Origin of the sequence: Ensifer sp. PDNC004, from assembly GCF_016919405.1 — a bacterium.
Lineage (GTDB): Bacteria > Pseudomonadota > Alphaproteobacteria > Rhizobiales > Rhizobiaceae > Ensifer.
Genome location: NZ_CP070353.1, coordinates 2,377,381 through 2,389,848, shown reverse-complemented (window position 1 = coordinate 2,389,848; position 12,468 = coordinate 2,377,381). Strand labels below are relative to the sequence as shown.

The following is a 12,468-nucleotide window of genomic DNA, read 5'->3' as shown; positions in this document are numbered from 1 at the left end:
AAAACCTGCCGGCCGCTCAGCTTTGCCGGCTCTGAGGGGGCCGGCGTCTATTTCAGGAAGCCGTGGCCGGATCCGACGATCTTGTCGTCGATCTCGCCGATCGCACCCTTGTCCTTGCCGTCGTAATCGAGGGAATGCAGGATGTGGCGGATCAGGTTGAGCCGGGCCCGCCGCTTGTCGTTGCCGCGCACCACTGTCCAGGGCGCATGATCCGTGTGGGTCGCCTTCAGCATCTCGTCGCGCTTGGCGGTGTAATCGTCCCATTTGTTGAGCGCCGCGATATCCATCGGCGACAGCTTCCAGATCTTCAACGGGTCGTGGCGGCGATCGTGGAAGCGCTTGAGCTGCATCTCGCGGCCGATATTGATCCAGAATTTAAAGAACTGGATGCCCTCGTGCACGATCATCTTTTCGAAGCGGGGAACCTGCTTCAGGAACTGTTTGTGCTCTTCGGGCGTGCAGAAGCCCATGACCGGCTCGACGCCGGCGCGGTTGTACCAGGAGCGGTCGAACAGCACGAATTCGCCAGCCGTCGGCATGGTCGCGACATAACGCTGGAAATACCATTGGCCGTGCTCGGTTTCGGTCGGCTTGGTCAGCGCGACGACGCGCGCCCAGCGGGGGTTGAGATTGTCCATCGTCGCATGGATCGCACCGCCCTTGCCGGCAGCGTCCCGGCCCTCGAACAGCGCCATCATGCGCTTGCCGGTCTTCTGCTGCCAGAGCTGGACCTTGACCAGCTCGACCTGAAGCGCTTCCAGCGTCTCGGTGTACTCGTCTTCGTCGAGCTTCTTCTTGTAGGGATAGTCGTCGGAGGAAAAGGACGCGTCGTCGATCCACTTCGGCAACTCGGGATTGTCGATGTCGAAAACGCGGCTCTTGCCGTCGATCACGAGTTCCACTGCGCGGTTCTCACCCTTGTCCGCCGTTTCCGTCAACGCCATCGGTTCGCCCTTTCGGCTTGGCGCACGGGCCCGAAAACCGGCCTCGATCATCGGAAGGATCATGCGCGTTTTCAAACTTTCGGACGCGCGCCTGCCGTCTGATGAAGAAGGCGCTCGCGACCCGATTTCGTTGGAGGAGGCCATAATTGCGTTGCGGATTCAAGCCGGTCGTGAAAATCATGTCATGAAGTATCGCTATTCCTCGACCATTTTGGTCCGGGAGGAAAAGAAAGTGATTCACGAGGATGTCGAGGTGGACGGTTCGAAAGCGTTCTGGCGGAACCTGGTTCCGCGACTGAAAGCAGAGCGCTGGCTGCTGGGACTGACCGTGCTGCTGGCGATCCTTGCGACCGTCGCGGGCATTCATTTCCTCATTGTCCTGCCCTTCTGGATCGTTCTCGTCGCCGCATTGCTCAACCGTAGCGCGCCGGCCTCGGTGATCCTGAGCCCGGCCAAGGCGGTGGTTGCTGCCGGCCCGGCGAGCGATCCGCTCGTGCCGGCATTGAACGCACTCGACATGCCGGTACTGGTGATTGCCGCCGACGAGACGGTGGTCTTCCAGAACATCGCCGCCGAGAAGGCCTTCGGGACCATCCCGCCAAACACCTATCTTGCCGCTCGGGTGCGCTCGCCCGGCATCCTCGACATGGTCCGCGAGACGATGGCGACCGGCAAGGCGAACCAGATCGAGCATAACGAGCAGTTGCCGTCCGACGCCGTCTATGTGGTGCGCGTCGCTCCGGCTGAGATTCCGGGCGACGGGCCGGTCAAGCGGATCTTCCTGCTGACCTATCGCGACATCTCCCAGGCGCGCCGCATCGACCGCATGCGCTCTGACTTCGTCGCCAATGCCAGCCACGAGCTGCGCACGCCGCTGGCATCCTTGCGCGGCTTCATCGAAACGCTCCAGGGCCCGGCGCGCAACGATCTGAAGGCGCAGGAAAAGTTCTTCGGCATCATGCACGAGCAGGCGACGCGCATGAGCCGGCTCGTCGACGATCTGCTGTCGCTGTCGCGGCTGGAGTTGCGCTCGCATATTGCGCCAGATGATCCGGTCGATCTGGCGCCGCTGCTCGGGCATGTCCGCGACAGCCTGCTGCCGCTGGCGAAGGATCTGGATGTCACTGTCTCGCTCGTCGTGCCGGACAAGCCCGTGGTCGTCCGCGGCGAACGGGACGAGCTCATCGAGGTCTTCGAGAACCTGATCGAGAATGCCTGCAAGTACGGCCAGGAAGGCAAGAAGGTGGATGTCACCTTGCGCGGCGGCGAGGGCGGCGAGGCTGAAGTCGTCGTCAAGGACTATGGCCCGGGCATTCCGGCCGAACATGTGCCGCGCATCACCGAGCGGTTTTACCGGGTCAATGTCGAAGCCAGCCGCTCGAAGAAGGGCACCGGCCTTGGCCTTGCCATCGCCAAGCACATTCTTACGCGCCACCGCGCCCGCCTCCTCATCCATTCCGAGGTCGGTAAAGGTACGACTTTTACGGTCCGCTTCTGACATATTGGCGCGGGAAAACCCGGAGCCTTTCATTTTTCATTAGCGTTTTCAATGACATGAGCTGTCATAAATGTTTCGTCAAACTGACATAAAAGGTGTGGCCATCGGCAGCTAGTTAGGGGCAGCCGATAAGACGGCGAAGAGCGCTGCAACGCTTGGCGCACACCAACACAAGCCCATTCCGGGAGAACTTTTATGAAAGCTCTTAAACTCACTGTCGCGGCGCTGGTAGCTTCGGCCGCATTTGCCGGCGCAGCCGCCGCTCGCGATCAGGTTCAGGTCGCTGGCTCCTCGACCGTTCTTCCCTACGCCAAGATCGTCGCCGAGACGTTCGGCGAGACCTTCCCTGACTTCAAGACCCCGGTCGTCGAATCCGGCGGCTCCTCCGCTGGCCTGAAGGAATTCTGCAAGGGCGTCGGCCCTGATACCATCGACATCGCCAACTCCTCGCGCAAGATCAAGGACAGCGAAGTCGAGGCCTGCAAGGCCGCTGGCGTCACCGAAATCCAGGAAGTGAAGATCGGTTATGACGGCATCGTCTTTGCGACCGACGCCGGCAATGCCGACCTCGCCCTGAAGCCGGAAGACCTCTACAAGGCGCTCGCTGCTGAAGTCGTCGTCGACGGCAAGGTCGTCGCCAACCCCTATAAGAAGTGGTCCGAAGTCAACGCCGCTCTGCCGGCCGTCGAAATCGCCGCTTACATCCCGGGCGAAAAGCACGGCACCCGCGAAGTCTTCGAAGAAAAGATCCTCGCTGCAGGCTGCAAGGACGCTGGCGCCGTTGACGTGATCAAGGCAGCCGTTGCCGATGAAAAGCAGCAGCACAGCAAGTGCGTCGCAGTCCGCAAGGACGGCATGGCTGTCGACATCGACGGCGACTACACCGAAACGCTCGCTCGCATCGCTGCCAACAAGAACGGCATCGGCGTGTTCGGCCTGTCGTTCTACGAAAACAACGCCGACAAGCTGAAGGTCGCGACCGTCAACGGCATCGTACCGTCGACCGAAACGATCGCTTCCGGCGAGTATCCGGTTTCCCGCCCGCTGTACTTCTACGTCAAGAAGGCACATCTCGGCGTTATCCCGGGCCTCAAGGAATATGTTGAGTTCTTCCTCGACGATCAGATGATCGGCCCGGAAAGCCCGCTCGCCGAATACGGCCTGGTTGCCGCTCCGGACGCTGAGCGCGAAGAAATCCGCAAGGCTTTCTCTGCCGGCAACATGCTCTGATAATGACAAGCCCCGGCGCGATGTCTTCGCGCCGGGGCATGCCTTCATTCGATTTGCCGGCACCCATGACGGGCGATGCCGGGGAGACGTGCGGATGAGTACTTCGCTCCTTCTTTTGCTCATTATTGTTATTGGTTTCATTGCTTATTTTGCAGGCCGCGCCCGTTCGCTGGCGCAGTCCGGCGGCAAGCTCTCCAACCTTCATTCTCTGCCGGGCTATCACGGTAGCTACGTCGCCATCTGGGCGATGCTTCCGGCCGCACTCGTTCTCGGCACCTGGCTGTTCGCCGCTCCCGTGTATATCGACGGAAGCACGCGCGCGGCCTTGCCGGATACCGTCCAGAGCCAGGGCCCTGCCGCCGTGCAGCTCGCGCTCGGTCAGGTCAAATCCGTTGCCGGTGGCCTTCTGCGCCTGAGCGGCGAAGAGCTCGCAGCCCTTGAGGGCGGCTCCGCCAATCTTCGCGCGACGCTCGCGTCCAAGGGTGTTGCCCTTGCTGGCGAAGGCGATCCCTACATGGTCACCGTCGCCAAGCACTTCAACGCGATGACCGCGACCAACCGCTGGCTGATGACGGTCGCCGTTCTGCTGATCGCGATTGCCGGCGGCGTCTACGCCATCCGCAACGTCGCGACCCGCTTCCGCGCCCGCAACCAGGTCGAGCGGGTCATTCTCGGCTCGCTGATCGTCGCGTCCTCCATCGCCATCCTGACGACGGTCGGCATCGTCGCCTCGATGCTGTCGGAAGCCGGCCGCTTCTTCACCATGGTCTCGCCGTTCGAGTTCTTCTTCGGCACGGTCTGGGATCCGCGCTTTGCGGCTGCCGGCAGCGGTGGTGCTTCGGGCCAGTTCGGCCTGATCCCGCTCCTCGCCGGTACGCTCTATATCGCCTTCGTCGCCATGCTCTTCGCAGTGCCGATCGGCCTCTTTGCTGCGATCTACATGGCGGAATATGCAAGCCCGCGCCTGCGCTCCACCGCAAAGCCGCTGCTCGAAGTGCTCGCCGGCATTCCGACCATCGTCTACGGTTTCTTTGCGCTGGTGACGGTTGGTCCGTTCCTGCGCGATATCTCGGCGCAGATGAACGGTCTCATGACCGGCAACTACCAGAACTTCATCCAGGCACAGAGCGTGCTGACGGCCGGCATCGTCATGGGCATCATGCTGATCCCGTTCGTGTCGTCGCTGTCGGACGACATCATCACCCAGGTGCCGCGCGCCCTGCGTGACGGCTCGCTCGGCCTTGGCGCCACCCGCTCAGAAACGGTCAAGAAGGTGATCCTTCCCGCCGCTCTTCCGGGCATCGTCGGCGCGTTGCTGCTGACCGCCTCGCGCGCCGTCGGCGAGACCATGATCGTGGTGCTGGCGGCCGGTGTCGCGGCCCGCATGCAGATCAATCCTTTCGAGCCGATGACGACGGTGACTGTGAAGATCGTCAACCAGCTGACGGGTGACCTCGAGTTCACCTCGCCGCAGACGCTGGTGGCCTTCGCGCTGGGCATCACGCTCTTCGTCATCACGCTCGGCCTCAACATTTACGCGCTCTACATCGTGCGCAAATACCGGGAACAGTACGAATGACCGACATCGCTTCCCCGACCGTCCGGATCTCCGCCCGTCCCGCATCCGCCAAGCGCGATATCGGCATCAAGCGTCGCTATGCTGCCGAACGCCGGTTCCGCTTTTACGGCATGGCCGCGATCAGCACCGGTCTCTTCTTCCTGGCATTGCTGCTGTGGACCGTATTTTCCAACGGCTACACCGCCTTCCAGCAGACGACGATCACGCTGCCGATCGAGTTCACTGAAAAGGTCATCGACCCCAAGGGCGAACGCGCAACCGACGGCAAGGTGCTGATGACCGCCAACTATCCGCTGCTGGTGCGCGATGCGCTCGTCAAGCAGCTCGGCATCGACGCCACCAAGCGGCCGCAGGTCAAGCAGGCGACCGACATGGTTTCCGCCAGCTCCCGCACGCTGCTGCGCGACATGGTCGTCGCCGACCCGTCGATCATCGGCAAGACGGTTCCTGTCACGCTGCTGGCCGAAGCCAACATCGACTCCGCCTTCAAGGGCCAGATCGATCTCTCGGTCGATGAGGGCAAGCGCAAGGTCAAGGACCAGCAGGTCACCTGGATGAACGAGCTGGCGAGCGCCGGCATCCTGAAGAAGAGCTTCAACACCGGCATCTTCACCTTCGGCGCCTCCAGCCGTCCCGAAGCGGCAGGCGTCGGCGTCGCTGCCCTCGGCTCGCTCTACATGATGCTGATCGTGCTGGTGCTGTCGCTTCCGATCGGCGTCGCCGCCTCGATCTACCTCGAGGAGTTTGCGCCGAAGAACCGGCTGACCGACCTGATCGAGGTCAACATCAACAACCTCGCGGCCGTTCCGTCGATCGTCTACGGTCTCCTGGGCCTTGCCGTCTTCATCAACTTCGCCGGCATGCCGCGCTCGGCAGCCGTCGTCGGCGGCTTCGTGCTGACGTTGATGACGCTTCCGACGATCATCATCGCCACCCGTGCGGCGTTGAAGGCGGTCCCGCCGTCGATCCGCTCGGCGGCCCTCGGTCTCGGTGCGTCGAAGATGCAGACCATCTTCCACCACGTGCTGCCGCTCGCCATGCCCGGTATACTGACCGGCACCATCATCGGTCTTGCCCATGCGCTTGGCGAAACGGCGCCGCTGCTCCTGATCGGCATGGTTGCCTTCGTTGTCGATTTTCCCGGTTCGCCGATGGAACCGTCGACGGCGCTGCCGGTGCAGATCTACATGTGGGCCAACGAGGCGGAACGCGCCTTCGTCGAGCGCACCTCTGGCGCAATCATCATTCTTCTCATCTTCCTGGTCGTCATGAACCTTGGAGCCATTCTGTTGCGACGTCGCTTTGAGCGCCGCTGGTAGTGAGGTAATTACTATGAACATCATGTCAGAAGCAGCAGTCGAGAAGGCCCTGGATCAGAAAATGAACACCGTGCCCTACAAGATGATCGGCAAGGATGTGTCGGTCTACTACGGCGAGAAGCGCGCGCTTTTCGACGTCAACCTCAACATCCGCGAGAACACCGTCACGGCGCTGATCGGTCCTTCGGGTTGCGGCAAGTCGACCTTCCTGCGCACGCTGAACCGCATGAACGACACGATCGAGAACTGCCGCGTCACCGGCAAGATCACGCTCGACGAGGACGACATCTATGACCCGACGATCGACGTCGTCGAACTGCGCGCCCGCGTCGGCATGGTCTTCCAGAAGCCGAACCCGTTCCCGAAGTCGATCTACGACAACGTCGCCTACGGTCCGCGCATCCACGGACTTGCCCGCACCAAGGCCGATTTTGACGAAGTGGTCGAGACCAGCCTGCAGAAGGCCGGTCTGTGGAACGAGGTAAAGGATCGTCTGCAGGAGCCGGGCACCGGCCTTTCCGGTGGTCAGCAGCAGCGCCTCTGCATCGCCCGTGCGGTCGCCGTCAGCCCGGAAGTCATCCTGATGGACGAGCCCTGCTCTGCGCTTGATCCGATCGCGACGGCCAAGGTTGAAGAGCTCATCCACGAACTGCGCACGAACTTCACGATCGTCATCGTGACCCATTCGATGCAGCAGGCCGCCCGCGTTTCGCAGCGCACCGCCATGTTCCACCTCGGCAATCTCGTCGAGGAGAACGACACCGACAAGATGTTCACCAATCCGGATGACCAGCGCACCCAGGATTACATCATGGGCCGCTTCGGCTGAGGCCGCATAAGGCTGCAACAGTAACTGCAAAGCGCCCGTAAGGATCGACGATCATGTCCATGCATATCATGTCCGCCTATGACGAAGAACTGAAGTACCTGACGCGCCGCATCTCGGAGATGGGCGGTCTCGCCGAGCAGATGGTCGCCGAATCCGTTCGCGCGCTGGTCAATTCCGACCTCGCTCTCGCACAGAAGGTGATCTCGGACGACACCGTTCTCGACGACGCCGAGCGCCAGATCGGCGAGAAGGCGATCGTCACGATCGCCAAGCGCCAGCCGGTCGCCGCCGACCTGCGCGAGATCATGGGGTCGATCCGCATCGCCTCCGATCTGGAACGCGTCGGCGACCTTGGCAAGAACACCGCCAAGCGCGTGATCGCGGTTGCCGGATCCGGCATTCCGCGCAAGCTCGCCCGCGGCCTGGAGCACCTGGCAGAGCTTGCTCTCGTCCAGCTCAAGGAGGTGCTCGACGTCTACGCTTCGCGCTCGCCTGAGAAGGCCAACAGCATCCGCGAGCGCGACGAGGAGATCGATGCGATCTACACCTCGCTGTTCCGCGAGCTTCTGACCTACATGATGGAAGATCCGCGCAACATCACGCCCTGCACGCATCTTCTGTTCTGCGCCAAGAACATCGAGCGCATCGGCGACCATGCGACCAATATCGCTGAGACGATCTATTACATGGCGACGGGCGCCCAGCCGGAAGGCGAGCGTCCGAAGGATGACACCACGTCGACGCTGGGCTCGGTCAACGACTGAGCGCCAAGCGCGCCGCAAGCATGCATGCCCTTTGAAATCTGATCCGGTCGCGGCTTCGGTCGCGGCCCCGAGTTCCTGTATCTGAAGCACGCGGTTTTCGCCCCGCCTTTGAAATCGGCGGATGTGCTCCAGATTTAGAGTGTCTGAGCGCCGGCCGGGCCGATGAGCCCAAAGGCCGCCCGCGGTAAGGAGACGTTACCTGATGTTGCCAAAAATCGCCGTAGTCGAAGACGAAGAGGCGCTGAGCGTTCTGCTGCGTTACAATCTGGAAGCCGAAGGCTTCGACGTCGACACGATCCTCAGGGGCGACGAGGCGGAGATCCGGCTTCAGGAGCGGCTGCCCGACCTGCTTATCCTCGACTGGATGCTGCCCGGTGTTTCCGGCATCGAGCTTTGCCGCCGGCTGCGCCAGCGCCCGGAGACCGAACGTCTGCCGATCATCATGCTGACGGCGCGCGGCGAGGAAAGCGAGCGCGTCCGGGGTCTGGCGACCGGTGCCGACGACTATGTGGTCAAGCCCTTCTCGACGCCGGAGCTGATGGCGCGCGTCAAGGCGATGCTGCGCCGGGCAAAGCCCGAGGTGCTCTCGACGCTGCTTCGCTGCGGCGACATCGAACTCGACCGCGAGACCCACCGCGTTCATCGCCGCAGCCGCGAAGTGCGCCTCGGCCCGACCGAGTTCCGTCTTCTGGAGTTCCTGATGTCCTCGCCGGGCCGCGTCTTCTCTCGCTCGCAGCTTCTGGATGGCGTCTGGGGGCATGACATCTATGTCGACGAGCGCACCGTCGACGTGCATGTCGGTCGTCTGCGCAAGGCTCTGAACTTCTCGAACATGCCCGACGTCATCCGCACCGTTCGCGGCGCCGGCTATTCGCTCGAAAGCTGAGCGGTCTGAAAGTCGCCAACAAAAAAAGGGACCGATCGGCCCCTTTTTTTGTGATGCTGTCCGGCTTCTTAGCGGGCCCTGCGGCGCTCCCCCGACGGCTGGTAGGCCAGCCGCGCATGGAAGGTGCAGTAAGGCGAGGCTTCCGGGGAATCGTTGCCGCAGAAGTGAAACTCTTCCTTCAGCGGGTCGCCGATCGGCCACTTGCAGGTGCGCTCGGTAAGCTGGGTCAGCTCGAGGCGACGCGACATCGGCACGACAACGTCGGTCCGAGTGCTGAAATCCTGCTCGGCAACGAGATCGACTTCGATTTCTTCCTTGAGAACGACAGCGCCGGCCGCGCGTGCAACCGGGCGGGTCGAAACGCGCGAAGCGTAGTTCGGCGCGCGCGGTGCCGAAGTCGGGCGCTTCGGACGGGCCGCCGTCGTGGTGCTGCCACCGGCCTTGGCGCGACCTGGCAGGCTCAGGCGGTGAACCTTGCCGATGACAGCGTTACGGCTGACGCCGCCGAGCTGTGCCGCGATCTGGCTTGCGCTCAGGCCCTCGGACCAAAGCTTCTTCAGTTTCTCCACCCGCTCGTCAGTCCAGTTCATTTCTGCACTCTCCGTTCTCAGCGTTGGGGATGGCAGAATCCCTCACCGCACCCCGGCTGAACCCCGGGGTTGCAAACGCGATAACTCTTTTGGTGACTAGGTCCGCCGCATGCGTCTAGTAATTGAATGTTAACGTACTGACCGCTGGACTCTGTGGCAAGAGTCCCGGGAATCAGGCCGAATCGATTTCGTAGTTTTCCCCAACTTGCTCGGCCAGCGTTGCATTTTTGCAAGCCCTCCCGGACGATTTTTCTGCTGCCAGGAATCGACCCTTCATGTTGCGCTGCAAGGCTTGGTTTTGTTGACATTGCACCGCGAAATGGGAATAGTGCCTGCGCCGCCGAAAGGCGGCATTTTTGATTTTTATCGGCCCGCGTGAGGCGCGGGATCGATGTCGATCTGGAGTGAAGGAGAGCCTCGCATGACTGCAACAACGCCGCTTTACGATACCTACATGCGCGCGCCGTTGCGTTTCGAGCGAGGAGAGGGCGCCTGGCTGATCGCTGAAGACGGCACGCGTTATCTCGATTTCGGTGCCGGCGTTGCCGTGAACTCGCTCGGCCACGCGCACCCGCACCTCGTCGAGGCGCTGAAGGCGCAGGCCGACAAGGTTTGGCACCTGTCCAACCTCTATGAGATTGCGGGCCAGGAAAGCCTCGGTCGCCGGCTGACCACAGTGACCTTTGCCGACAAGGTGTTCTTCACCAATTCGGGTGCGGAAGCGCTGGAATGCGCCATCAAGACGGCACGGCGTTACCACTTCTCCAAGGGTCACCCGGAGAAGTTCCATGTCATCACCTTCGAGGGCGCCTTCCACGGCCGCACGATCGCGACGATCGCCGCCGGCGGTCAGCAGAAGTACATCGAAGGTTTCGGGCCGAAGGCGCCAGGCTTCTACCAAGTCCCGTTCGGCGATATCGCTGCCGTCAAGAATGCGATCACCGAGGAAACTGCAGCGATCCTGATCGAGCCGATCCAGGGCGAGGGCGGCATCCGCCCGGCGACCAAGGAGTTCATGCAGGAACTGCGCGCGCTCTGCGACGAGTTCGGCCTGCTCCTGATCCTCGACGAGGTTCAAACCGGCGTCGGCCGCACCGGCAAGCTGTTTGCCTATGAATGGGCCGATATCCGTCCGGATATCATGGCGGTCGCCAAGGGTATCGGCGGCGGCTTCCCGTTCGGCGCGTGCCTGGCGACCGAGGAAGCCGCATCAGGTATGGTGGCGGGCACGCACGGCTCTACCTATGGCGGCAACCCGCTGGCCATGGCTGTCGGCAATGCCGTGCTCGACGTCGTTCTGGCCGACGGGTTCCTCACGCATGTGCGCGATGTCGCGCTGGTCTTCCGTCAGGGTCTTGCGTCGCTCAAGGACCGTTTCCCTGATGTCATCGATGAGATCCGCGGCGACGGTCTGATGCTGGGCATCAAGGTGAAGGGCCCTTCGGCCGATCTGCTGAAGGAAATTCGCGCGGAGAAGCTTCTGGCCGTGCCGGCCGGCGAAAACGTACTGCGTTTGCTGCCGCCGCTGACGATCACGGCCGAGGAGGCCCGCGAGGGCCTGGCGCGTATCGAACGCGCCGCCGAGGCGGTTCGCAAGGCAAGCGGCAACGCCGCGGCCTGAAGGTAGCGACCCAGGGCCGACTAAGGCGTTAGAATGACCTTCGTGCGGGCACGTCGATAGCGTGCCGCACCAGGGACCGATTTTTCAGACAGGAACCGAGTACGATGGCAGGCACCAGACATTTTCTCGATCTTTCGGCCATGACGGCCGCCGACCTCCGGACGATCATCGACGATGCGCGCGTCCGAAAGGCGGCGACCAAGGCCGGAACCGCCGAGAAGCCGCTCGCCGGCAAGATGCTGGCGATGATCTTCGAAAAGCCCTCCACCCGTACGCGCGTTTCCTTCGATGTCGGCATGCGCCAGCTCGGCGGCGAAACCCTGTTTCTGTCGGGTACCGAAATGCAGCTCGGCCGCGCCGAGACGATCGGCGACACAGCCAAGGTCCTGTCGCGTTATGTCGACGCCATCATGATCCGCACCACCGACCACCGCCGTCTTCTGGAGCTGGCCGAACATGCGACGGTCCCCGTCATCAACGGCCTGACCGACGATACCCACCCCTGCCAGATCATGGCCGATATCCTGACCTTCGAGGAGCATCGCGGTCCGGTGAAGGGCAAGACGATTGCCTGGACCGGTGACGGCAACAACGTGCTGCATTCGCTGATCGAAGGTTCCGCCCGTTTCGGCTACCGTATGAACATGGCCGTGCCGCTCGGCTCCGAGCCGCAGGACAAGTTCCTGAATTGGGCGCGCAACAATGGCGGCGAGGTCCTCTTGTGTCATGACGCCGAACAGGCCGTCGCCGACGCCAATTGCGTCGTGACCGACACGTGGATTTCGATGAACCAGGAACACCGCGCCCGCGGCCACAACGTCTTCCAGCCCTATCAGGTCAACGAGGCGCTGATGAAGCGTGCGGCCTCCGATGCGCTGTTCATGCACTGCCTGCCGGCGCACCGCGGCGAAGAGGTCACCGACGACGTGATCGACGGCCCGCAGTCGGTGGTCTTCGATGAGGCGGAAAACCGCCTGCACGCGCAGAAGTCGGTCATCGCCTGGTGCATGGGGCTCGTCTGAGCCGGCTTCCCGGTCGCGCGACTGCGGCGAAGAGGCTTCGGTGCGCTCCGCCGAGCGTGCGCCATATAGGGGCGTGTGCACCGCACTTGACATTGTCCACGTGCGACACGATTTAGGCGGCATACGGGCGCTCCTGAAAGTAGTGAGCGCGCAACCGTCGAGGTGGTGCGTTGCTATGGCGGCGGC

11 protein-coding genes are annotated in these 12,468 nt (G+C 62.5%); 9 read left to right on the top strand and 2 right to left on the bottom strand.

Annotation, left to right across the window (positions count from 1 at the left end; all coding sequences use genetic code 11):
- Positions 1–47: 47 nt before the first annotated feature.
- The gene (ppk2, locus tag JVX98_RS19860) at positions 48–944 is read right to left on the bottom strand and encodes a polyphosphate kinase 2 (RefSeq protein WP_205239486.1); all 897 of its coding nucleotides are present in this window, start codon (positions 942–944) and stop codon (positions 48–50) included.
- 232 nt (positions 945–1,176) lie between these two features.
- Here ppk2 and phoR point away from each other — a divergent pair, with 232 nt between their 5' ends.
- The 7 genes from phoR (at position 1,177) to phoB (ending at position 9,049) form a co-directional block, all read left to right on the top strand.
- Positions 1,177–2,442, top strand: coding sequence for a phosphate regulon sensor histidine kinase PhoR (gene phoR, locus JVX98_RS19855; RefSeq protein ID WP_043622440.1), 1,266 nt, complete (start codon positions 1,177–1,179; stop codon positions 2,440–2,442).
- Between the two features lie 195 nt (positions 2,443–2,637).
- Positions 2,638–3,672, top strand: coding sequence for a substrate-binding domain-containing protein (locus tag JVX98_RS19850; RefSeq protein ID WP_192447942.1), 1,035 nt, complete (start codon positions 2,638–2,640; stop codon positions 3,670–3,672).
- A gap of 94 nt (positions 3,673–3,766) precedes the next feature.
- On the top strand, positions 3,767–5,251 hold the full coding sequence (gene pstC / locus JVX98_RS19845; RefSeq protein WP_192447941.1) for a phosphate ABC transporter permease subunit PstC: 1,485 nt from the start codon (positions 3,767–3,769) through the stop codon (positions 5,249–5,251).
- Positions 5,248–6,570: a phosphate ABC transporter permease PstA gene (pstA, locus tag JVX98_RS19840; protein ID WP_205237174.1), complete on the top strand. Its 1,323-nt coding sequence runs from the start codon at positions 5,248–5,250 to the stop codon at positions 6,568–6,570. Before pstC ends, pstA begins: the two co-directional genes overlap by 4 nt.
- 13 nt (positions 6,571–6,583) lie before the next feature.
- Positions 6,584–7,399, top strand: coding sequence for a phosphate ABC transporter ATP-binding protein PstB (pstB, locus tag JVX98_RS19835; RefSeq protein WP_034797173.1), 816 nt, complete (start codon positions 6,584–6,586; stop codon positions 7,397–7,399).
- Between the two features lie 50 nt (positions 7,400–7,449).
- Positions 7,450–8,163, top strand: a complete 714-nt coding sequence (phoU, locus tag JVX98_RS19830; protein WP_089043230.1) for a phosphate signaling complex protein PhoU — start codon at positions 7,450–7,452, stop codon at positions 8,161–8,163.
- A gap of 202 nt (positions 8,164–8,365) precedes the next feature.
- Entirely contained in the window at positions 8,366–9,049 is a 684-nt protein-coding gene (phoB, locus tag JVX98_RS19825; protein WP_034797168.1) for a phosphate regulon transcriptional regulator PhoB, read from the top strand.
- Positions 9,050–9,117: 68 nt separating this feature from the next.
- Here the strand turns inward: phoB and JVX98_RS19820 are convergent, their stop codons facing one another.
- Complete coding sequence (locus tag JVX98_RS19820; protein WP_034797167.1) at positions 9,118–9,639, bottom strand: GcrA family cell cycle regulator; 522 nt, start codon at positions 9,637–9,639, stop codon at positions 9,118–9,120.
- 421 nt (positions 9,640–10,060) lie between these two features.
- On the opposite strand from JVX98_RS19820, the gene JVX98_RS19815 reads away from it, so the two are divergent.
- On the top strand, positions 10,061–11,260 hold the full coding sequence (locus JVX98_RS19815; RefSeq protein ID WP_205237173.1) for an aspartate aminotransferase family protein: 1,200 nt from the start codon (positions 10,061–10,063) through the stop codon (positions 11,258–11,260).
- Positions 11,261–11,364: 104 nt separating this feature from the next.
- Positions 11,365–12,282 (top strand): ornithine carbamoyltransferase, encoded by a 918-nt coding sequence (gene argF, locus JVX98_RS19810; RefSeq protein ID WP_043622364.1) that lies wholly within the window; start codon positions 11,365–11,367, stop codon positions 12,280–12,282.
- Positions 12,283–12,468: the final 186 nt, after the last annotated feature.